Origin of the sequence: Nocardia cyriacigeorgica (assembly GCF_010858045.1) — a bacterium.
Taxonomy (GTDB): domain Bacteria; phylum Actinomycetota; class Actinomycetes; order Mycobacteriales; family Mycobacteriaceae; genus Nocardia; species Nocardia cyriacigeorgica_E.
The window spans coordinates 13,208-34,587 of record NZ_JAAGVC010000050.1 but is presented as its reverse complement, the minus strand read 5'-3'; the positions used below and the strand labels follow the sequence as shown (position 1 = coordinate 34,587).

At 69.6% G+C, this 21,380-nt stretch carries 22 protein-coding genes; 14 read left to right on the top strand and 8 right to left on the bottom strand.

The features are described 5' to 3' along the window. The coding region (locus tag GV790_RS26120) for a dienelactone hydrolase family protein (protein WP_375139428.1) at positions 1 to 503 on the bottom strand (503 nt) is incomplete at its 3' end. Positions 504 to 539: 36 nt separating this feature from the next. On the opposite strand from GV790_RS26120, the gene glmS reads away from it, so the two are divergent. After that, complete coding sequence (gene glmS / locus GV790_RS26115) at positions 540 to 2,423, top strand: glutamine--fructose-6-phosphate transaminase (isomerizing) (protein WP_163817014.1); 1,884 nt, start codon at positions 540 to 542, stop codon at positions 2,421 to 2,423. 84 nt (positions 2,424 to 2,507) lie between these two features. Here the strand turns inward: glmS and GV790_RS26110 are convergent, their stop codons facing one another. Continuing rightward, on the bottom strand, positions 2,508 to 3,728 hold the full coding sequence (locus tag GV790_RS26110) for an MFS transporter (RefSeq protein WP_163817011.1): 1,221 nt from the start codon (positions 3,726 to 3,728) through the stop codon (positions 2,508 to 2,510). 131 nt (positions 3,729 to 3,859) lie between these two features. On the opposite strand from GV790_RS26110, the gene GV790_RS26105 reads away from it, so the two are divergent. After that, positions 3,860 to 4,342, top strand: coding sequence for a MarR family winged helix-turn-helix transcriptional regulator (locus GV790_RS26105; RefSeq protein ID WP_163817009.1), 483 nt, complete (start codon positions 3,860 to 3,862; stop codon positions 4,340 to 4,342). Positions 4,343 to 4,345: 3 nt separating this feature from the next. On the opposite strand, the gene GV790_RS26100 is transcribed toward GV790_RS26105, so the two are convergent. Then, complete coding sequence (locus tag GV790_RS26100) at positions 4,346 to 4,762, bottom strand: plastocyanin/azurin family copper-binding protein (protein WP_256673531.1); 417 nt, start codon at positions 4,760 to 4,762, stop codon at positions 4,346 to 4,348. Between the two features lie 60 nt (positions 4,763 to 4,822). On the opposite strand from GV790_RS26100, the gene GV790_RS26095 reads away from it, so the two are divergent. The 7 genes from GV790_RS26095 to tsaD all read left to right on the top strand — a co-directional run bounded on the left by GV790_RS26095 (position 4,823) and on the right by tsaD (position 11,454). Continuing rightward, complete coding sequence (locus GV790_RS26095) at positions 4,823 to 6,259, top strand: NAD(P)H-hydrate dehydratase (RefSeq protein ID WP_163817005.1); 1,437 nt, start codon at positions 4,823 to 4,825, stop codon at positions 6,257 to 6,259. A gap of 76 nt (positions 6,260 to 6,335) precedes the next feature. Then, complete coding sequence (gene alr / locus GV790_RS26090; RefSeq protein ID WP_309139039.1) at positions 6,336 to 7,466, top strand: alanine racemase; 1,131 nt, start codon at positions 6,336 to 6,338, stop codon at positions 7,464 to 7,466. Beyond that, complete coding sequence (locus GV790_RS26085; protein ID WP_163817001.1) at positions 7,463 to 8,545, top strand: alpha/beta fold hydrolase; 1,083 nt, start codon at positions 7,463 to 7,465, stop codon at positions 8,543 to 8,545. The genes alr and GV790_RS26085 overlap by 4 nt, the downstream gene beginning before the upstream one ends. Next, positions 8,538 to 9,011 carry a tRNA (adenosine(37)-N6)-threonylcarbamoyltransferase complex ATPase subunit type 1 TsaE gene (tsaE, locus tag GV790_RS26080; RefSeq protein WP_163816999.1) on the top strand — a complete coding sequence of 158 codons (474 nt, stop codon included), beginning with the start codon at positions 8,538 to 8,540 and terminating at the stop codon, positions 9,009 to 9,011. Before GV790_RS26085 ends, tsaE begins: the two co-directional genes overlap by 8 nt. Positions 9,012 to 9,173: 162 nt before the next feature. Next, positions 9,174 to 9,896: a tRNA (adenosine(37)-N6)-threonylcarbamoyltransferase complex dimerization subunit type 1 TsaB gene (gene tsaB / locus GV790_RS26075; protein WP_163816997.1), complete on the top strand. Its 723-nt coding sequence runs from the start codon at positions 9,174 to 9,176 to the stop codon at positions 9,894 to 9,896. A gap of 2 nt (positions 9,897 to 9,898) precedes the next feature. Next, complete coding sequence (rimI, locus tag GV790_RS26070) at positions 9,899 to 10,414, top strand: ribosomal protein S18-alanine N-acetyltransferase (protein WP_163816995.1); 516 nt, start codon at positions 9,899 to 9,901, stop codon at positions 10,412 to 10,414. Continuing rightward, a complete protein-coding gene (tsaD, locus tag GV790_RS26065; RefSeq protein ID WP_163816992.1) occupies positions 10,411 to 11,454 on the top strand; it encodes a tRNA (adenosine(37)-N6)-threonylcarbamoyltransferase complex transferase subunit TsaD in 1,044 nt (347 codons plus the stop codon). The genes rimI and tsaD overlap by 4 nt, the downstream gene beginning before the upstream one ends. Before the next feature lie 49 nt (positions 11,455 to 11,503). Here tsaD and GV790_RS26060 read toward each other — a convergent pair whose 3' ends face one another. Further along, the gene (locus tag GV790_RS26060; RefSeq protein WP_163816990.1) at positions 11,504 to 13,075 is read right to left on the bottom strand and encodes an Hsp70 family protein; all 1,572 of its coding nucleotides are present in this window, start codon (positions 13,073 to 13,075) and stop codon (positions 11,504 to 11,506) included. A gap of 597 nt (positions 13,076 to 13,672) precedes the next feature. Between GV790_RS26060 and groES the strand changes: the two genes are divergently transcribed. Together groES and groL are read left to right on the top strand one after the other, a co-directional pair. Beyond that, a complete protein-coding gene (gene groES / locus GV790_RS26055) occupies positions 13,673 to 13,975 on the top strand; it encodes a co-chaperone GroES (RefSeq protein ID WP_014349218.1) in 303 nt (100 codons plus the stop codon). Positions 13,976 to 14,080: 105 nt separating this feature from the next. Then, positions 14,081 to 15,688, top strand: coding sequence for a chaperonin GroEL (groL, locus tag GV790_RS26050; protein WP_163816988.1), 1,608 nt, complete (start codon positions 14,081 to 14,083; stop codon positions 15,686 to 15,688). A gap of 141 nt (positions 15,689 to 15,829) precedes the next feature. On the opposite strand, the gene GV790_RS26045 is transcribed toward groL, so the two are convergent. The 3 genes from GV790_RS26045 to GV790_RS26035 form a co-directional block, all read right to left on the bottom strand. Then, positions 15,830 to 16,081 carry an RskA family anti-sigma factor gene (locus tag GV790_RS26045; RefSeq protein ID WP_104362060.1) on the bottom strand — a complete coding sequence of 84 codons (252 nt, stop codon included), beginning with the start codon at positions 16,079 to 16,081 and terminating at the stop codon, positions 15,830 to 15,832. Between the two features lies 1 nt (position 16,082). Further along, positions 16,083 to 16,658, bottom strand: coding sequence for a sigma-70 family RNA polymerase sigma factor (locus tag GV790_RS26040; protein ID WP_163817018.1), 576 nt, complete (start codon positions 16,656 to 16,658; stop codon positions 16,083 to 16,085). Between the two features lie 356 nt (positions 16,659 to 17,014). Continuing rightward, complete coding sequence (locus tag GV790_RS26035) at positions 17,015 to 17,308, bottom strand: WhiB family transcriptional regulator (RefSeq protein ID WP_036533446.1); 294 nt, start codon at positions 17,306 to 17,308, stop codon at positions 17,015 to 17,017. 683 nt (positions 17,309 to 17,991) lie between these two features. On the opposite strand from GV790_RS26035, the gene GV790_RS26030 reads away from it, so the two are divergent. The 3 genes from GV790_RS26030 (at position 17,992) to GV790_RS31690 (ending at position 20,705) form a co-directional block, all read left to right on the top strand. Then, positions 17,992 to 18,879 (top strand): hypothetical protein, encoded by an 888-nt coding sequence (locus GV790_RS26030; RefSeq protein WP_163816986.1) that lies wholly within the window; start codon positions 17,992 to 17,994, stop codon positions 18,877 to 18,879. A gap of 163 nt (positions 18,880 to 19,042) precedes the next feature. After that, a complete protein-coding gene (locus GV790_RS26025) occupies positions 19,043 to 19,621 on the top strand; it encodes a sigma-70 family RNA polymerase sigma factor (RefSeq protein ID WP_036533448.1) in 579 nt (192 codons plus the stop codon). Between the two features lie 94 nt (positions 19,622 to 19,715). Beyond that, positions 19,716 to 20,705, top strand: coding sequence for an anti-sigma-D factor RsdA (locus GV790_RS31690; protein ID WP_280210699.1), 990 nt, complete (start codon positions 19,716 to 19,718; stop codon positions 20,703 to 20,705). Between the two features lie 203 nt (positions 20,706 to 20,908). Here the strand turns inward: GV790_RS31690 and GV790_RS26015 are convergent, their stop codons facing one another. After that, complete coding sequence (locus GV790_RS26015) at positions 20,909 to 21,322, bottom strand: DUF5319 domain-containing protein (protein ID WP_036533470.1); 414 nt, start codon at positions 21,320 to 21,322, stop codon at positions 20,909 to 20,911. Positions 21,323 to 21,380 lie beyond the last annotated feature (58 nt).

The following is a 21,380-nucleotide window of genomic DNA, read 5'->3' as shown; positions in this document are numbered from 1 at the left end:
GCCACCGACCTCCGCTCCACCAACTCCAACGCCACCCCGCTGGCCGCGGACGGGGCGGTGGGGGCCGGGAAGAGGGCGGCTACGGCGGCTACCCGGCGCTGGGCGGCGGCGATGACGGCCGCGCCCGCGCCCATGGCGTGGCCGGCCAGGACCAGTTTGTCGGGGTGGACGCTGATCGCGCCGTCGCCGAGGCGCACGCCCGCGCAGATGTCGAGGGTGGTGAGCAGGTCGGTGGCCAGGCCGACGTGCGAGGGAATGGGGCCGCGTTCGGTATCGGGGGCGGCGGTGACGAAACCCCAGGACGCCAGGTGTTCCAGCAGCGACCGGTAGTGGTCGGAGCCGCTCATCCAGCCGTGGCCGAACGCCACGGCGGGTAGGTTGCGGCCCGATTCGGGGGTGTACACGACGCCGGGCTGGCCCGCGATGGCCAGGTTGCCGCGCAGCACCCGGTGCGGGCCGCGGCTGGTCAGGGTGCTCAGGAGGGATTTCACAGACGCCGACACGACGTGAACGTTATCCGATAAGTACTCTGGTGAGCCATGTGCGGAATCGTGGGGTACGTCGGGTACCGGGATGCTCTCGGCGTCGTCGTCGACGCGTTGCGCCGCATGGAGTATCGCGGGTACGACTCGGCGGGCGTCGCGATCCTCGACGGAGCGGGCGCCATCGCGGTGGAACGCAAGGCCGGTCGCCTCGCGAATCTGGAGGCTGAGCTGGGCGAGGCCGGCCCGGACGCGTTCGCGGGAAGCACCGGCATGGGGCACACCCGCTGGGCGACGCACGGCGCGCCGACCGATCGCAACGCGCACCCGCATCGGGACGAGGCCGGCGCCGTCGCGGTGGTGCACAACGGCATCATCGAGAATTTCGCGCCGCTGCGTCGCGAACTCGAGGACGCCGGGGTGGAGCTGCGTAGCGACACCGACACCGAGGTCGCGGTGCATCTGGTGGCGCGCGCCTACGCCGAGGGCCCGACAGCGGGTGATTTCGAGGCGAGCGCGCTGGCGGTGCTGCGCCGCCTCGAGGGCGCGTTCACGCTGGTCTTCACGCACGCCGAACATCCGGACAAGATCATTGCCGCGCGCCGGTCCACCCCGCTGGTCGTGGGTGTGGGCAAGGGCGAGATGTTCATCGCCTCGGACGTGACGGCCTTCATCGAGCACACCCGCGAGGCTGTCGAACTGGGCCAGGATCAGGCGGTGGTGATCACCCGCGACAGCTACCGGGTCACCGACTTCGCCGGTAACGACGCGGGCTCGCGCACCAGGCCGTTCACCATCGACTGGGATCTGGCCGCCGCCGAAAAGGGCGGACACGATTACTTCATGCTCAAGGAGATCGAGGAGCAGCCCGCCGCGGTCGCCGACACCCTGATGGGGCATTTCGACACCGGCCAGGGCGGCTCGGGGCGCATCGTGCTCGATGAGCAGCGGCTCGCCGATCAGGAACTACGTGACGTCGACAAGGTGTTCGTCGTCGCCTGCGGCAGCGCCTACCACTCCGGTCTGCTGGCCAAATACGCGATCGAGCACTGGACCCGGCTGCCCGTCGAGGTGGAGCTGGCCAGCGAATTCCGCTACCGCGACCCGGTGCTGGACCGCTCCACACTGGTGGTGGCGATCTCGCAGTCCGGCGAGACCGCCGACACGCTGGAAGCGGTGCGCCACGCCAAGGAGCAGAAGGCGCGCGTGCTGGCCATCTGCAATACCAACGGCGCGCAGATCCCCCGCGAATCCGACGCGGTGCTCTACACCAGGGCCGGGCCGGAGATCGGCGTCGCCTCGACCAAGGCGTTCCTGGCGCAGGTGACGGCCAACTATCTGGTCGGGCTGGCGTTGGCGCAGGCGCGCGGCACCAAGTATCCCGACGAGGTGGCGCGCGAGTTCGCCGAGTTGGAAGCCATGCCGAAGCTGGTCGCGCGGGTGCTGGAGACGGCGCCGCAGGTGCGCGCGATCGCGCGTGAGCTGGCGAAGGTGCCGACGGTGCTGTTCCTCGGCCGCCACGTCGGGTATCCGGTGGCGCTCGAGGGTGCGCTCAAGCTCAAGGAGCTGGCCTACATGCACGCGGAGGGTTTCGCGGCGGGTGAGCTCAAGCACGGTCCGATCGCGCTGATCGAAGACGGCCTGCCGGTGATCGTGGTGATGCCGTCGCCGAAGGGGCGCGCGGTGCTGCACTCGAAGCTGCTGAGCAATATCCGCGAGATCCAAGCGCGTGGGGCACGCACCATCGTCATCGCGGAGGAGGGCGACGATACGGTGCGCCCGTTCGCCGACGATCTCATCGAGATCCCGTCCGCGCCGACGTTGTTCCAGCCGCTGCTGTCGACGGTCCCCTTGCAGATCTTCGCCGCCGAGGTGGCGCAGGCGCGTGGGTACGACGTCGACAAGCCGCGCAACCTGGCGAAATCGGTCACGGTCGAATAACCCGCCGAACGTAAGACATCGACCCGGGCCGTGAGTGGTCCGGGTCGAGGTCTGTCCGGCAGCGGTACAGCGCACTCGCGGGTGCTATCGCACAGGGGCCACCAGGTCGGCGGACGCTGAATCGAGCGCGTCGCCCGTGCTGGGTAGCGGCGTCGCCGACCCGTTCCGGCGTTCCAGAGTCGCGGACGCGACGGCCAACCCCAGGGCACTCACAGCGAGCAGTGCGCCCACCCAGTTCGGCGCGGTGTACCCGAGACCCGCGGAGATCACGATCCCGCCGAGCCATGCGGCCAGTGCGTTGCCCAGGTTGAACGCGCCGATATTGATCGCCGAGGCCAGCGTGGGAGCACCCGCCGCCTGATCCAGGACGCGCTTCTGCAGAGGCGGCACGGTGGCGAATCCGAGCGCGCCGATCAGCACCACGGTGACGGCGGCCAGCGGCTTGCTGTGCGCGGTGAGCGTGAACAGCCCGAGCACGGCGGCGAGCAGGCCGAGCGAGACGTACAGCATGGGCATGAGGTGCCGGTCGGCGTAGCGGCCACCGATCAGATTGCCTGCGAACATGCCGAGGCCGAACAGGACGAGCAGCCAGGTCACCGAGCCTTCGGCATAGCCGCTCACCTCGGTCATCATCGGCGCGAGATAGGTGATCGCCGCGAACACGCCGCCGAACCCGAGCACCGTCATGGCCATGGCGAGCAGCACCTGTGGATTGGCGAGCGCGGAGAATTCCGAGCGCAACCGGGCATCGCTCGGTGCTGCCTGATCTGGCACCAGCGTGGCGACGCCGATCAGCCCGATCACACCGATCACGGCCACCAGTGCGAAGGTGAGCCGCCAGCCGAACTGCTGGCCGAGCAGAGTGCCCAGCGGTACGCCGACCACGGTCGCGGCGGTGAGGCCGGTGAACATGATGGCGATGGCGCCGGCCTTGCGGTCGGCGGCGACCAGACTGCCCGCGACCACCGCGCCGATACCGAAGAACGCGCCGTGCGCGAGCGAGGCGACGATCCGCCCGGTCAGCATGAGCGCGAAGCTCGGTGCCACGGCCGACAGCAGGTTTCCGGCGATCAGTAGCAGCAGTGATGCGAGCAGCATGCGTTTGCGGGAGACGCGGGTACCGAGCCCCGTCATCACCGGCGCGCCCGCGACGACGCCGAGCGCGTAACCGGTGACCAGCAGGCCCGCGGTCGGGATGGACACCGTGTACTCGGCCGCGATGTCGGGCAGCAGCCCCACCACGATGAATTCGGTTGTGCCGATGGCGAACGCCCCGAGGGTCAGGGCGAGCAGGGCGAGCGGCATGGAAGTGCCTCCACTGTTGTCTGCGATCTTTACCGGCGTTGACAATAATTGCGTATGCATTTAATTGCAAGCGCGGGCTATTTCGGGAGTCATCTATCCTGGTGGGCAGATTCCGAAGGAAGGGACCATCCATGACCGCCGACGCCGCTCTCACCGGCCTCGCCGATGGCTGGTACGCGCTGTCGCTGCTGCACGACCGCATCGAGGCGCATATCGAGCGCGCCTTGCAGACCGGGCACGACCTCAGCGTGCGCGAGTATTCGCTGCTGGTGGTGTTGTCCCGGCAGCACGATGGGCCCGGCGGGCATCTGCGGATGAATCAGGTCGCCGAGGCGGTCGTGCTGAGTCAGAGTGCGACGACGCGGCTGGTCTCCCGGTTGGAGGATCGCGGCCTGTTGCAGCGGTACCTGTGCCCGGACGATCGGCGCGGCATCTACACCGACGTCACGCCGGCGGGTCTCGAGTTGCTGGCGCGCGCCCGCCCCACCCATGACGCGGCTCTGACGAGCGCGCTGCGCCAGGCGGCCGCGAATCCCGAGCTGGCGCCGCTGGTTTCGGCCGTCGAAGCGCTGAACGCGGGGAGCCCGCGTACCCGCGAATATCGTCCGGTGTGAGGCCTACTGCACCGTGATGGTGCCGCGCATCTCGGGATGGATGGGGCACAGGTACCGGAACGACCCCGCGGTGGTGAAGGTGTGGCTCCACTCGCCCTCGGTGAACAGCGGGCTGTTGATGCCCATCGCCTTGTCGCCGATGCCCTGCACGCCGTGCACGACGTCATCGGAGAACTTCCAGGTGACGGTGTCGCCGACGGAGATGGTGAGGTCGGCGGGGGAGAACGTCATATCGTCGACTTCGACGACGAAGGTCTGGGCCTGGCCGTTGTCCGCGGCGGGGGCGGAGGTGGCGGCCGAAGTCGCGGTGGTCGTCGGCGCGGAGGCGGGCTCGTCGTCGGAGCCGCAGCCGGACAGTAGCGCCGCCGCGAGGACGAATCCGGTGGCGATGACGGTGGCGTGACGACGCGGCGTAGGCATGATGATCAAGCGTAGTCTGCGGAAGTCGCGGCCCGAGCAACCACTGGAGGTGCGTGTCCGATGTGTTCGCAGCGGGGCTATTACCCGGTCGACGCGGTCCGGGCGGCCGAGGCGGAACTGTTCACCAGGGTCGCGGCCGGGGTGCCGATGCGGCGGGCGGCTTACGGGCTGGCGACCGTCGTCGCGGGGGAGCTGCGGGCGCGCACCGGGGGTGTCGCGGGGCGGTCGGTGACGCTGCTGGTCGGCTCCGGCGACAACGGTGGGGACGCACTGTGGGCGGGATATTTCCTGCGGCGCCGCGGTGTTTCGGTCGATGCGGTGTTGCTGAATCCGGAGCGTGCGCATGCGGAAGGTCTTGCGGCGCTGCGGAAAGCCGGTGGCCGGGTGCGCACCGACCTGGGCCGGCCGGATCTGGTGATCGATGGCATCGTCGGCATCTCCGGGCGCGGGTCGTTGCGTCCGCAGGCGGCGGAGCTCGTGGCGCGGATCGAGGCGCCGATCGTCGCGGCGGATCTGCCGAGCGGGGTCGACCCCGATACCGGTGCGGTCGACGGTCCGGCGGTGCGGGCGCAGGTGACGGTCAGCTTCGGCGCCTATAAGCCGGTGCATGCGCTCAATGCGGACCGATGTGGACGAATCGAATTGGTACCCATCGGATTACGGCTACCCCCGCCCGAACTCGCGGCTCTCGAACCGCGCGATATCGGGGCGCGGTGGCCGGTGCCGGGCGCCGGCGACGACAAGTACAGCCAGGGCGTCACCGGTGTCTGCGCGGGCAGCGCGGCCTATCCGGGTGCGGCGGTGCTGTGCACCGGGGCGGCCGTGGCGGCGACCTCCGGGATGGTGCGTTATGCGGGCAGTGGCGCGGACCAGGTGCTCGCGCAGTACCCGGAGGTGGTCGCCGCCCGCAATATCGCCTCGACCGGCCGCGTGCAGTCCTGGGTGTTCGGCCCCGGCTCCGGCACCGATGACGGCGCGTGGGCCCGGATGGCGCAGATCCTGTCCACCGACCTGCCCGTCGTCGTCGACGCCGACGGCCTGACCCTGCTCGCCGACCATCCCGCCATGGTGCGCGACCGTGCCGCGCCGACCGTGCTGACCCCGCACGCCGGCGAATTCGCCCGCCTCACCGGGCACCCGCTCGGCACCGATCGGGTCGCGGCGGTTCGCGAACTGGCCGAATCGTGGGGGGTGACGGTGCTGCTCAAGGGGCGCGCCACGCTGGTCGCCGAACCAGGCAAGGCCGTGCTGGTGAACGAGGCCGGCGGTTCCTGGGCCGCGACGGCGGGTGCCGGTGACGTGTTGTCCGGCGTGATCGGCGCGCTGCTCGCAGCGGGGCAGGAACCGGGTTGGTCGGCCGCCGCGGCGGCGCGTGTGCACGCCCTCGCAGCCAACCTCGCCGCAGCCGACGGCTCGGCCGCCGCACCGATCTCGGCGACGCCGCTACTGCACCACCTGCGGCCTGCGATCAGCACGCTGCGCGCCCTCGCTGCGTGACGCCACGGCGCCTGCTGGTCGGCGCGACGGTGGTCGCCCGCCCCTCGCCACCGCGTTGGTGGCAGGATCGGGAACCGTGAATGCGCAAGTGGAGACGGTCGTCGATCTGGATGCCATCGCTCATAACGTGCGGATCCTGCGTGAACACGCCGGCGGCGCCGCGGTGATGATCGTGGTGAAGGCCGACGGTTACAACCATGGCGCGGTCGAGGTCGGGCGCGCCGCACTGGCGGCGGGCGCGGCCGAACTCGGCGTCACCACCATCAGCGAAGCGGTGCAGCTGCGCGAGGCCGGGATCACCGCGCCGATCCTGAGCTGGCTCAACAATTCCGACGCCGATTACGGTGCCGCGATCGCCGCCGATATCGAAATCGGCGTGTCCGCGCTGTCGCAGCTGCGGGGTGTGGAGGCGGCGGCTCGGCGGCTCGGGCGCACGGCGACGCTCACCCTCAAGGTGGATACCGGCCTCAACCGCAACGGTGTCTCGGTCACCGAATACCCCGCGGTCCTCACCGCGTTGCGTGCTCTCGTCGACGAGCAGGTGGTGCGTTTCCGCGCGATCTTCTCCCATCTGGCGCACGCCGACGAGCCGCACCATCCCATCATCGACGTGCAGCGCGACCGCTTCGTCGAGGCCATCGCCACCGCCAAGGAATACGGGCTGACACCGGAGATCACCCACCTGGCCAACTCGGCGGCCACCCTGACCCGCCCCGATCTCGCCTTCGACATGGTGCGCCCCGGCATCGCGGTCTACGGGCTGTCACCGGTCCCCGAACTCGGCGATTTCGGTCTGCGCCCGGCCATGACCTTCCAAGCCGAGGTCTCGCTGATCAAACGGGTCGCGGCCGGCGAGGGCGTCTCCTACGGCCATGAATGGATCGCTCCGCACGACACCACCGTCGCGCTCATCCCGGCCGGATACGCCGACGGCGTCTCGCGCAGGCTCGGCGGACGCTTCGAGGTCTGGGTGCGCGGCGCGCGGCGGCCGAGCATCGGACGGGTGTGCATGGATCAGCTGGTCATCGACCTCGGCGAGAACCTCGACGGCGTCACCGAAGGCGATACCGCGGTCCTGTTCGGCACCGGCGAAGACGGCCTGCCACACGCCCAGGAATGGGCCGACCTGCTCGAGACCATCCACTACGAAGTGGTGTGTTCGCCCAGGGGCCGGGTGGTCCGGCGGTTCCGAGGCGGCCCGCGATGACCAAACGCAGAGTGACCGTCCTGCGCGGCGGTATGGCGACCGCGGGCCTCGTCGCGGCGTTGGCCGGGGTGCACGCGCTGCGCCGGGCGGGGGCGCGGGTGCTGGTACCGGTGAGCCGCGATCCCTATCGCGGCGAAGATTTCTCGCTGATCGACTCCGACCCGGCCGACAAGGTCCTCGCCGACGACGGTGTGCCGCTGGCCATCCGCACCTGCGGCCCCGCCGACGCCCCCGTCACCGTCGTCTTCGTGCACGGCTTCTGCAACACCATGGAATCGTTCCACTTCCAGCGCCGCCATCTCGAGCAACGGTGGGGTCCGCAGGTGCGGATGGTGCTGTTCGATCTGCGTGGGCACGGGCGTTCCGGAGCGCCGGAGACCGACAGTTGCACGGTCCGTCAGCTCGGCCGCGACCTCGTGCGCGTCATCGAGGCGAAGGCGCCGGACGGGCCACTGGTGCTGGTCGGGCATTCGCTCGGCGGGATGGCGATCCTGGCCGCGGCGGCCCAGTACCCGGAGCTGTTCGACCAGCGGGTGGCGGGTATCGCATTGCTGTCGACGGCGGCGGCCGAGGTGGCCAGCGCCGGTCTGGGCCAGCTCTTGCGCAATCCCACCCTCGACGGGTTCCGGATGGCGGTGCACACCGCGCCGGCGCTGGTGCAGACCGGGCGGATGACGGCCAAGCATGTGATCGCGCCTATCCTGCACGTCAGCTCGTTCCACGGCTCGGTGAGCCCGACGTTGTCGCGGTTCGCCACCCTGATGATCGACCGCACCCCCGTGGAGACGATCGTCAAATTCCTGAAGGCGATCGAGCTGCACGACGAATCGGCCGCGCTGCCGGTGCTCGCCGATATCCCGGTGCTGATCATGGGCGGCAGACACGACCTGGTGATCCCGTTCCGCAACTCCCGCGCGCTGGCCCGTGAACTGCCGGACGCCGAACTCGTGGAACTGCCGGAGGCGGCGCATATGCCGCAGCTGCAGTTCGCCGACCTGGTCGACGCCGCGCTGGACCGGCTGCTGCTGCGCGCCGGTGTCGTCACCACGACCGACACACCGGAGGTGGCCGGTGACTGAACACCGACGCACACTGCCCACCGTGGCCGACACCGAAGCACTCGGCCGTGAACTGGCCGCGGGACTGGTCGCGGGCGATCTGGTGGTGCTCGACGGTCCGCTCGGCGCGGGCAAGACCGCTCTGACCCGAGGCATCGCCGCCGGACTCGGGGTACAGGGGCGGGTCAGCTCGCCGACGTTCATCATCGCGCGCAGGCACCGCGCCGGAGAGCGCCGCGACGCGGCTCCGGTGGCGCTGGTGCACGTGGACGCCTACCGCCTCGGTGGCGGGCTCGACGAGCTCGACGCCCTCGACCTCGACACCGATCTGCATGACGCGGTGGTCGTCGTCGAATGGGGTGGCGGCGTCGTCGAGCACCTCACCGACCGTCATCTGCGGGTGCGTCTGGCCCGCGAACCGGAATCGGATGTGCGCGTCGCGCGCTGGGAATGGATCGAGCGCGCGGCCGATCCCGCGCAGGGCTAGCGGCCTACTCGAGCCACCGGCAGCGGTGATCACGCCCACCGGCGCGGGCTCGGCAAGGCTGTGACGTGGGCAACCTCGCACGAGGCACGCGCACGCGGCTGCGCGCCGCGACCCTCATGGCTGCGCGGCGCGTGAGGACCAACCGGTATCGTTGGGCCAATCATGCTTGTACTTGCTGTCGACACCGCGACGCCCGCCGTTACAGCGGGATTGGTGGAATTGGAGCAGTCCGCGGCCGGTGCCGAGGCACCGGCCGACGTGCGCACCATCGCCGTCCGGGTGCGGGTCGACGCCCGCGCCCACGCCGAGGTGCTCACCCCGCAGATCCTCGAATGCCTCACCGAGGCAGGGCGATCCAGGACCGATATCGCGGCCGTCGTGGTCGGCGTCGGCCCCGGACCGTTCACCGGATTACGGGTCGGCATGGCCACCGCTGCGGCCTTCGGCGACGCCCTCGGCATCCCGGTGTACGGCGTGTGCAGCCTGGACGCCATCGCCGCCGACGGCGCCCGCGACCTGGCCCCCGGCGCGGAGCTGCTGGTGGTCACCGACGCGCGACGTCGCGAGGTGTACTCGGCGCGCTACCGCGAGGACGAGCCGTGGGCGCTCGGCGGCATCGGCCGTCGCGTCGCCGGCCCCGAGGTCGGTAAACCGGCCGAGCTGGACACCGAGAAGGCCACCGTCATCGCGGGGTCGGCCTCGCACGTGGACCTGTTCGACCTGCCGGTGCTTCCGGTGGAGACCCCGTCACCGGCCGGGCTGGTCCGGGTCGCGGCACCCCAGGTGCTGGCTCGCGCGGTGCCCGAACCGCTGGTCCCGCTGTATCTGCGCAGGCCGGACGCGGTCGAGCAGAGCTACCGCACCCTCGATCGGACAGGGGCGTAGCCGTGGGCATCCGCATCGAACCGATGACGGTCGCCGATATCGACCGCTGCGTGGAACTCGAGCAACTGCTGTTCCCGGAGGACGATCCGTGGCATGCGGTGTCGTTCCGGTCCGAGCTCGCGGCCGGGCACAACCGCTACATCACCGCGCGGGACGAGGACGGCCGCATGGTCGGCTACGCGGGCATCGCGCTGCTCGGTGACGACGAACATCCGGAGGCCGAGGTGCACACCATCGGCGTCGACCCGCAATGCCATCGCGCCGGTATCGGCACCAAGCTGCTCGAAGCGCTGCTCGCCGAGGCCGCCGTGCGCGGCGGGCCGGTGTTCCTCGAGGTCCGCACCGACAATGCCGCGGCCATCGCGCTCTACGCCAAGCACGGCTTCCACATCATCGGCCTGCGCAAGAACTACTACCATCCCAGCGGCGCCGACGCCTACACCATGCGCAGGCCCGCGCTGTCGTCGGCGGGCGCGCAGTGGGGCGAGGCGAATCGACCGGACGAGGTGCTGTCGTGATCGTCATGGGTATCGAGAGCTCCTGCGACGAAACCGGTGTCGGCATCGTGCGGCGCCATCCGGACGGCAGTTGTGAGCTGCTGGCCGACGAGGTCGCCTCGAGTGTCGACCAGCACGCCCGCTTCGGCGGCGTCGTGCCCGAGATCGCCTCGCGTGCGCATCTGGAGGCGATCGTGCCCGCGATGCGGCGCGCGTTGTCGAGCGCGGGCATCGTCGCCCCCGACGCTCTCGCGGTCACCATCGGGCCGGGCCTGGCCGGTGCGTTGCTGGTGGGAGTCGCCGCCGCCAAGGCGTATGCGGCGGCATGGGATGTGCCGTTCTACGCGCTCAACCATCTCGGCGGCCATGTCGCGGTCGATACGCTCGAGCACGGTCCGATGCCGCCGTGTGTGGCGCTGCTGGTCTCGGGCGGGCATACCCACCTGCTGCACGTCACGGATCTGGCCGAGCCGATCGTGGAGCTCGGCAGCACCGTCGACGACGCGGCGGGCGAGGCGTTCGACAAGGTCGCGCGGTTGCTCGGCCTCGGCTTCCCAGGCGGCCCCGCGCTGGACGCGGCCGCGCGCTCCGGCGATCCGAAGGCCATCGCGTTCCCGCGCGGCATGACCGGCCCGCGCGATCCCCGCTACGACTTCTCGTTCTCGGGGTTGAAGACCGCGGTGGCTCGCTATGTCGAGGCCGCCCAACGCGATGGGGTGGCCACGGAGGATCTGCCGATCCCGGATATCGCGGCCTCGTTCCAGGAGGCCGTCGCCGACGTGCTCACCATGAAGGCGGTGCGCGCCGCGCAGGACGTCGGCGTCGGCACGCTGGTGCTCGGCGGCGGCGCGACGGCCAATTCCCGGATCCGCTCGCTGGCCGAAGAGCGTTGCGCGGCGGCCGGTTTGGAGCTGCGAGTGCCGAAGCCGCGGCTGTGCACCGACAACGGAGTGATGATCGCGGCGCTCGGCGCCCACGTGATCGCGGGTGGTGCGAAACCCTCGCCGCTGACCGTGGCGACCGATCCGGGGCTGCCGGTATCGGTCAGTCAGGTGTCCTGAGCCGGTTCACTGCCGGCAGACCACGCGGCCCGGCCGACCACCGGCCCGCTCACTGCGTGGGTGCGGTCGGCTGTCCATCCGACGAGCCTGTGCCGGCCCGGGGAATCGGCACGCGGCCCTGCGCGGGCGCCTGAGCCGGCGGCCCGCTCGGCCGAACGGTCGTCGGCGCGGCGCCCGGTGTGGGCGTGCCGCTGGTGCTCGGCTCGGTGTCGGCGCCTTCGCGGCCCGTCTCGGGCGCGGCCCCCGAACCCGATGGCGCGGTGGTGCTCGGCGGGAACAGCGGGCCGAGCAGCTCCGGCAGCTCCGGGAACGGGATCGACGGCAGGTTCGGATCGGGGCGCAGCGTCGGCTGGGTGGACGAGCTGCGCGGGGTGGTCGGTGCGACCCCGGTGGTACTCGGCAGCTGATCGGGGCTCGGGCTCGGGGCGATCGTGGTGCCGGTGGGACGGACCGGAGACTCGCGCTCGCCGCCGGTGGTGGCGCTGCCTGGCACCGCGGGCGGGTAGGACGTCATCGTGGGCGGTAGCTCGGTGCTGCTGGTGGTGCCCGCCGGGGAGACCTCTTCGCCGGAGGTCGGGGCGAGCGCCTTCACCCCGTAGCCGATGACCAGACCGACGACCACGATCGCACCGGCCAGCGTGCCGACGACCTTGGTGAACGTGCCCACCGGCGCATCCGCGGCGAGCGCGGCGACCGAGCCCGCGGCGGGCTGGGTCTCGTCGGCGAGCAGCGCGGCGCCCTTGGCGATGACGGCGTCCGGATCCGGGACCGTGAGTACGGGGATGTCGAGTTCGTGCTGCAGGGTCTCGACCACGGCGGGAACATTGGCGCCGCCGCCGATCACGCAGACCGCTTCCGGACGCTCGGGTGCGCGCCCGAAGGTGACCGCGGTGAACGCGGCCAGCTCGCGCAGCTGATCGGCGATCAGTTCCTCGAAGTCGGTGCGGGTGAGCTTGAGGGGGCGTCCGGCCACGTGGTCGATGGTGACCGCGGGCGCGATGGACAGGTGCTCCTTGGCGGCACGGCCCCGGTTGGTGAGCATGGTCCGGTTGGGGCGGGTACCGCGGCGGGCGTAGTGGGCGTCGACCAGATGGTGGTAGATCAGCTCGTCGATGGCGTTGCCGCCGACGGTGGTGGTGCGCGCCGAATGCAGCACCGTGCCGTCGGCCTGGGTGGCGACGGTGACGGTGACTCCGGACGCGCCGACATCGACCAGCGCGACGGTGCGGTATCGGTCGACGAGGCCGGTGTGGCGGAGGAAGGCGAGCGCGGCGGTGGCCTCGGGCACCAGCTGGAGCTCGTGCTGCTTGCCGGTGGCCGAGCGGATCGCTTGGGCCTGGGCCTTGCTGCGGTAGGCGACCGCGACAGCGGTCGGCGGGCTGCTCAGCGCCGCGTCGAGTTCGAAGGCCTTGGTGCCCGCGTAGCCCGTATCGTGCGGATGGGTCGTCGGCAGCTGGGTGGTCATCAGCTCGATCGACGAGGCGACCAGATCGCCGAGATCGGAATGGGCGTCGGCCGACACCACGCGGTAATCGAAGCTCTGGGCTCCGTTCCCGGCGGTGGCGACGAGCGCCGAGCACACCACCTCGTTCCCGGCGGAGATACCGAGGGATGTTCGCATGTTCACCTCCCTTCGAGCGGATGGTCCTGGTGTCGGGCGACCATCTCGAATGGACTCCCGGAGCACCGCGTGGATGACGATCGAACCGGGTTCGCTATCCGGGCCGTCTCGTTGCCTCTTGGGCGCCGGGACGGTTGTGGATCAGGTGTTGCTTGGGGCTCTACTGTGCAGCTGGCCGGATCGTTCGTGACGGCCTGTCGCTCGCCGGGACGCCGGTTCGTGATGAACCCGGCGGCCGCTGAGCGACCGTCGTCCATACTGTCACAATCCGTTATCCGAACGTTACAGATTTTGTGAAGTAATAGGAAGCCCTCGGCGCTGGGGGCGGGCCGAATGTAGAGATCGGCCCTGCGCTGCGGCGACAGCTGTGCGGACGATCCGGCCGATTGGCACAGCCCGCCCTTGAGCGCTGGCACTCTCGTGTATAGAGTGCTAGTGGCGCTGTGTGATGTGTGTGCCAGTGCCAGTTCGACTACTGAGCAGGTCCCGGCACCCGCGACGACGGGGCTGTGCGCAGGCGTCGGCATCGTGACCGAACCGATGGTCCGGGACAACAGTTCCGGACGACCGTTATCCCCTGAAAGTGGAGGGCTCAACGTGGCGAGCGTGAACATCAAGCCGCTCGAGGACAAGATCCTCGTCCAGGCCAACGAGGCCGAGACGACGACGGCCTCCGGCCTGGTCATCCCGGATACGGCGAAGGAAAAGCCGCAGGAGGGCACCGTTGTCGCCGTCGGCCCCGGCCGGTGGGACGAGGATGGCGAGAAGCGCATCCCGCTGGATGTCCAGGAGGGCGACACCGTCATCTACAGCAAGTACGGCGGCACCGAGATCAAGTACCAGGGTGAGGAATACCTGATCCTGTCCGCGCGCGACGTGCTGGCTGTCGTCAGCAAGTAAGTCATCGCTGCGCATGGCGTTCCGCCCCGGTGTCGACTTCTGACCCCGGGGCGGAGTGCGTTCCGCGCACTGTGACAGCGCACCGAAACACAGGAGCGAACACATATGGCAAAGCAGATCGAGTTCGACGAGAAGGCTCGCCGGGCTCTCGAGCGCGGTGTCGACAAGCTCGCCGATGCGGTCAAGGTCACCCTCGGCCCGCGCGGCCGGCACGTCGTGCTCGCCAAGGCATTCGGTGGCCCGACCGTGACCAACGACGGTGTCACCATCGCGCGCGACATCGATCTCGAGGACCCGTTCGAGAACCTCGGCGCCCAGCTGGTCAAGAGCGTCGCCACCAAGACCAACGATGTGGCCGGTGACGGCACCACCACCGCCACCGTGCTGGCTCAGGCCCTGGTGCGCGCCGGACTGAAGAACATCGCCGCGGGCGCCAACCCCATCGCGATCGGCTCCGGCATCGCCAAGGCCGCCGACGCCGTCTCCGAGGCGCTGCTGGCGCAGGCCACCCCGGTCTCCGGCGAGCAGGCCATCGCGCAGGTCGCCACCGTCTCCTCGCGGGACGAGGAGATCGGCGAGATGGTCGGCAAGGCGCTGACCACCGTCGGCAAGGACGGCGTGGTCACCGTCGAGGAGTCCTCGACGCTGCAGACCGAGCTCGTGGTCACCGAGGGTGTCCAGTTCGACAAGGGCTACCTCTCGCCCTACTTCGTCACCGATACCGACACCCAGCAGGCCGTGTTCGAGGACGCCTACGTCCTGCTGCACCGGGAAAAGATCACCTCGCTGCCCGATTTCCTGCCGCTGCTGGAGAAGATCGCCGAATCCGGCAAGCCGGTGCTGATCATCGCCGAGGACGTCGAGGGCGAGGCGCTGTCCACCCTGGTGGTCAACGCCATCCGCAAGACGATCAAGGCCGTCGCGGTCAAGGCGCCGTTCTTCGGTGACCGCCGCAAGGCGTTCCTCGACGACCTCGCCGTCGTCACCGCGGGCACCGTGGTCAACCCCGACCTCGGCATCACCCTGCGTGAGGCCGGACTCGAGGTGCTCGGCAAGGCCCGCCGCGTCGTCGTCACCAAGGACGACACCACCATCATCGACGGTGCGGGCACCGCCGAGGACATCGCGGCCCGCGGCGCCCAGCTGCGTCGTGAGATCGAGGCGACCGATTCCGACTGGGATCGGGAGAAGCTCGAGGAGCGGCTGGCCAAGCTGGCCGGTGGCGTCGCGGTGATCAAGGTCGGCGCGGCCACCGAGACCGCCCTCAAGGAACGCAAGTACCGGGTCGAGGACGCGGTCAGCGCGGCCAAGGCCGCGGTCGAGGAGGGCATCGTCCCCGGCGGCGGCACCGCCCTGGTGCAGGCCGGCGCCAAGCTGGTCGAGCTGCGCGAGTCGCTGTCCGGCGACGAGGCGGTCGGCGTCGAGGTGGTCCGCCAGGCGCTGCGCGCGCCGCTGTACTGGATCGCCACCAACGCGGGCGTCGACGGCTCGGTCGTGGTCAGCAAGGTCGCCGAGGGCAAGGAAGGCTTCAACGCCGCCACCCTCAGCTACGGCGATCTGCTCACCGACGGCGTCGTCGATCCGGTGAAGGTGACCCGTTCGGCGGTGATCAACGCCGCGTCGGTGGCCCGGATGGTGCTCACCACCGAGAGCGCGATCGTCGACAAGCCCGCCGACGAGGGCGACGATCACGGGCACGGCCACAGCCACTGACGGGCAGGCCGCGGCCTTCGGGTTGATCGAGCGGACCGTTCATGTTCCCCACGGACGTGAACGGTCCGTTCGTCTTTCAGCCGTTCGAGCGCGGGACGCGGGACACCGCAAGAGAATCCGGGGCGATCCCCGGGAAAGAAGTCAGGAAGCGACCGGCGGCTGCTCCGCGGCGATCGCGGTGAGCAGCCGCCCGCGCAGCGCCGCCGGCGGCTGAACAGCCGTCGCGGCGGCGAGCGCTCCGAGGGCCTCCCTGGTGAGGTGCACCTCGGTGATGAACTCGGCACGCCGAGCAGGGTCTTCACTGTCGAGCAGTTCTTGTACCGCTTGATGGTCTTCGTCGTCGATCGATCCGAGCGCGACGGTGTGCGCGAGATCGATCTGCCGTTCGTTCATCTCACGTCACCCCCAAACTTTTCTTCAGTCGTGTCAATCCATCCCGAATTCGGGACTTAACGGTCGGTAACCCTACGCCCAGATGGCTGGCCACCTCGGCGTAGGTTCGCCCGCCGTAGTAGGCGAGCGAGATGGCCTCCCGCTGGGTTTCGGTGAGGTCACCGAGACTGGCCAGGACGGCCTGCTGTTCGAATTTACGCTCGACCTCCTCGGTGACCTCGTCGAAGTCGTTGCCGAGAACCCGTATCCCGTAAGCGACTTCGCGCTGGGTATGGGCCTGCTCGGCCCGCACCCGGTCGACGGCGCGGCGATGTGCCAGCGTCATCAGCCAGGTGGCGGCCGACCCCTTGTCCGGATCGAAACTCGCCGCCGTTCGCCAGACCTGGAGATAGACCTCTTGCGCGGTCTCCTCCGCATAGCCCGGGTCATGGAGGACGCGCAACACCAGACCGTAGACGCGCGCACACGTTCGGTCGTAGAGCTCGGCGAAGGCTTCCTGGTCGGACTGGCCACACCGATGCAAAAGCGCGGCGAGTTCGATGCTTTCAGCTGCGCGTGCCGAGACCGCAGATTCCACGCTGAGTGGAAAGGCTTCTCCACGGAACGAGTCGCCCTCTGCGGCCGGCGGCCGCGTTGTCACAACGCTCCATTCTGTGTCATCGGTCACTACCGTAGCGTGCCGCTATCGGATTCGCTCGGCAGGGGCCCTGTGCGGCAGCGTGCGTTTCGACGCCGACAGGCGCGCTCGGTGGTGACCGAGGGCCTGACGGGCGTTGTCGTGCGTACGAGCCGAACGACCGTGTGCCGGCGCGCGACTCGACCGATAGTGCTGTCAGCAGTTGTTGCTAGGGATTCGGCGCCCTGCGCGATGTGGATGGGAAGGGATTCGCAATCCGTCGCGAACGCGGGCGTACGAGCGTGACCAGCGGCGACTCAGACCGCCATCCGGCGCCGATTGCGCCGGGCATGCATCTCCCGCTCGGTCTCGGACATGCCGCCCCAGATGCCGTAGGGCTCGCTGACTTTGAGGGCGTGGCTGCGGCACTGCATCAGCACCGGGCAGCTGTGGCAGATCTCCTTGGCGCGCATCTCGCGCGCGGTACGGGCGCGACCGCGCTCGCCGTCGGGATGGAAGAACACCGCGGAGTCCACACCGCGGCAGGATCCGCGCATCTGCCAATCCCAGACATCGGCGTTCGGTCCGGGAAGGTGGGTGGGCATGGGCATGTGTGAACTCCTCGTGGTGCGAGCTCGTCGACGTTGTCGAGCGGGTGGTCTGCAACTTCTCCCGGCGCGGATGGTCATCCGGCCGGGCACATTCCGGCCACGGTGCGGCGTGTGTCGTCCGAGAGCCCGCCAATGATGGTCGCTGCAATTTCGCGCGGCGCCGTCCGTGGCGATGAGTTACGTTAGGTCCCGCCGCGAATTTCCGTCAATAGTTCGGCGCAGCGGTTTCTCAAATGTTCAGCGGCCAAATTTAACCTTGGCACTGTTTACTTTTAACGTTCCTTCCGGCGATAATGGCCGGTTGGCTCGACGGCGCTGTGCCGCCACGTCTTCGGCGTCCGCGAATCAGTGCAGGTGGCGGCTGTGTTCAGGATGTTGATTCGATCGTCGATCCGGCATCGCCCGCCCGGCGTTGCCGAACCGCTCCGCCGTGGGTGTGATCCGGGCAGGGGGAGATGGCGATAACGGGGCGCACGGGTTAATTGCGCGAAACGCATATGAATTCGAGGGGCGCATGCCGGCCGATTGCCGGGGCGAGTTTTACCTGATGGAAACATGACGTGTACCGACACATTCGTTTCTCTGTATGCTTCGCGCGCAAAAGAAAGCTGAACGGTTGCTCGTGGTCCGCATGGCCGCGCCGGGGGCGGTGGACGCGGGACGGGCCGGGATAGAGTGCGGCGGTGTTCGTCCCGGTTCCCCGCCACGACCCGCACGGCGCGCTACTCGCCGACGCCGCCTTCGGCGCCCGACCAGGCGTGTCCGCTACCGAGTTGCCGGCCGCCCGCGATGCGCGTGAAGCCTGGCTGCGCGCGGTGGCGCTCGGCGGTCAGGGTCGCTACGCCGCCGCCCGTGCCGAACTGCGCGAGGTGAACAAGCATCGGGTCGACCCGATGCTCGCGGCTCTCGCGGCATCCACCCGCGGCTCACTGCTGCGTCAACTGGGCTGGCATGCCGTCGCCGCCCGGCACGACGGGGCCGCCGCGGCGCTCGCCGTGCCCGGCGCGGCCGAGGCCCGCACGGAGGAGGGGCACGCGCCGTACCGGCTCGACGCCGCCTGCGACGCGCTGACCGGGCTGGCCGCCGACGCGCTCGGCACCGGACGCACCGATCTGGCCGCCGCCCTACTCGCCCGGGTGCGCGCCCTGCTCGGCGAGGCCGCCGAAGCGCCGAGCCAGGAGCGGCTGCGGTCGGCGATCCGGCTGCACTGGGTGAGCGCCGAGACCGCGCTCGCGTCGGGACGCTTCGCCGCGGCCCTGCCCCAGGCCGAGGCCGCGCTCGCCCTCGCCGAACAAGGCCCTTCGGTGCGGCATCAGGTGAAATCGCGACTGCTGCTCGCCGCGGCGACCGCCGCCACCGGGTCCGGTGAGCGGGCCTGCGAGCTCGCCGAGACCGTCGCCGCCGAATGTCGTGCGCACGGGTTGCTGCCGTTGCGCTGGGCCTGTGCCATGTTGCGGACCGGAGTGGCGGTACGTGACATCGATCGCACTGCGGCACAGCGCGAGGCAGCCGAATGCGCAGGCGCCATCGAACGGCTCGGTGGGCGCTTCCGTCCGGCCGCCGCGGGCTGACATTCGTCGCATGCTCCGATCGGCCCCGGTCGGGAGCCGGTTGACGACGCAGATGCCCGGTTCGGCAACGGGTGTCGCTATTGTTAGATCCGTTCCGCTACACCCGCGGAAGCATCGGCCGATACCGGCCGTGCCACTTGTAACGCCAGGAAAATCTCTGACGATGACGCACACGGGCGAAGAGTTGGACCTCGCCGTCGCTGCCGCTGCGCAGGGCGACAGATCCGCTCTAGCTCAGGTACTGGAGTTGATCCGCCCGCTGGTGATGCGTTATTGCCGCGCACGGATCGGAGCTGCGGAGCGTGGATCGCTGTCCGCGGACGACGTTGCGCAGGAGGTCTGTCTGGCGGTCATGACAGCCCTGCCCAGGTATCAAGACCAGGGCAGGCCGTTCATGGCCTTCGTATACGGAATCGCTTCGCACAAGGTCGCCGACGCTCATCGCAACGCCTCACGTAACAAGGCGGAGGCGATGGCCGAAGTACCAGATGTCATATCCACCGACCACGGGCCGGAGCAGCGCGCTCTCGAATCGGAAACGAGCAGGCAGATGAACCGTTTGCTTGCCACGCTTCCGGAAAAGCATCGAGAGATCCTGATCCTGCGTTTGGTCATGGGTTTGTCGGCAGAAGAAACCGCGACCGCCGTGGGCAGTACGGCGGGAGCTATACGAGTCGCCCAGCACCGGGCACTCGCGAAATTGAAGTCACAAGTGGCGAGGGCAGGTGAAATGTATGGCTAGGGATGGCGGGCGCGGTCGGGGTGACTGGAGGGCGCGACGTGGATCGCGGGACAGCGGTCCCTACGCCGAGGGGTCCTCTGGCGACAACGCTCCGGTGGACATCGCGGCGGTACGCCGCGACGACGCGCTGATCGATGCCATCGCCAGCGACGGGCCGGTCCAGACCGACAGCACCGAAGAGTTCCAGTTGGCGGCTTTGCTGGCCGACTGGCGGGCCGAGATCATCGCACCACCGATTCCGGATGCTCCGGATCTCGACACGGTGGTCGCGGCGGTCAATCAGGAAATCGGCGCGCGCCAGGCGCGGGTCGGTGCCAAGGCGGGTGGACGGCTGCGGCTGGTGCGCCCGATCGCGGGCACCGCTGCGGCCTTGGCGCTGGTGTTCGGCGGTATGACGGCCTTCTCTTATAACGCCGAGCCCGGTGATCCGCTGTGGCGGGTCAAAGAAGTGGTGTTCAGCGAGCAGGCCCAGTCGACCGTGGTGCAGCGCGCCGACGACGATCTGGCCGCGGCGCAGGAGCTGATCGAGCAGGGCAATCCCGAACGTGCCAGGGCTCGGTTGGCGCAGGCGTCGACCAATGCGACCCAGGTGGACGATCCGGCCAAGCGCGAAGTTCTGCTGGAACGCTGGCAGCAGCTGCTCGACGAGCTACGCAAGGTGTCGCCGGAGGCGGCCGCCCAGCTCGAGCAGACCACGCGTCCGGGCGGAGTCACGACGACACCCAACGAGACCGCACGTCCGGGGAGGCCCGAGACCACGCGGCCGGGCGGTGTCGGTGGCGACAGCGGCAGCACCGCGCCCACGATCATGGGCGTGGATCCGACGGTGTCCGGCACCAAGCCGCCGGTGACCACCGCTCCGGATACGACCGCACCGACCACTCCGCCGACGACCGGCCCGCAGGACACCGGCGTTCCGCCGACCGTCGAGCCGACCACGCCGCCGGAGACCACGCAACCGCCGGTGACGCCGACCACGGTGTCGCAGTCGACCATCGTCGAGCCCCCGGTCATCACCACCGTGCCGTCGGCCGGTGGTGGTGACACCGGCACGCCGGGCACGGGCGGGTCGACCACGGGCTGACCGCGGGTCAACGGTCACCACAACTGAAGCGGGATCCAAAGACGGGTGAAACCGATCGTCGGAAGACGGTCGGTGTTTTTGTGTCCGTGGCTGTTCCAGACGGTGGGAAGGTGCGTGAGATGTCGCACATCATGATCTGGCGCACGCGTGGCGTGTTCGCGTGGCGGACCGAGAAATCGGACCGATGTGGCCGAGGGAACCGATCAGCTGTCGAAACCGTCGAAGCCGTCGCCGTGGAACGCCTCGTTCATCGAAGCGTCGGCGTAGCCCCGGCAGTAATCCCAGGTGACGTAGGCCTCGGGCGTCGGATCGTAGGCCGGCTCATGCGGGCGGACCGTGCCGTCGACCAGTAGCTGGAGCAGATTGGCGCGCAGCATGTCCCAGTCGTGGTAGTGATCCTGCCTGCAGTCCTCACAGCTCACGACCAGGCCGCGGATGCCGCGATGGCCCAGTAGCGCTTCATACACCGCGAGGTCGGCGAGATCCTCCTCGACCGCGAGGCGCTCATGAGGATCCAGCGGTTCGCCCGGCTCGATGGCATCGAGCGCGGCCGACGGGTCGGAGGGGTCTCCGGCGAATGGATCCGGCGGCAAGCCAGGTGGTAGATGGTCACGCACATCCCCACGGTACGCAGAACAGGGCGGTCTGCGCCAGCTATGCGCGCAGCCAGTTTCC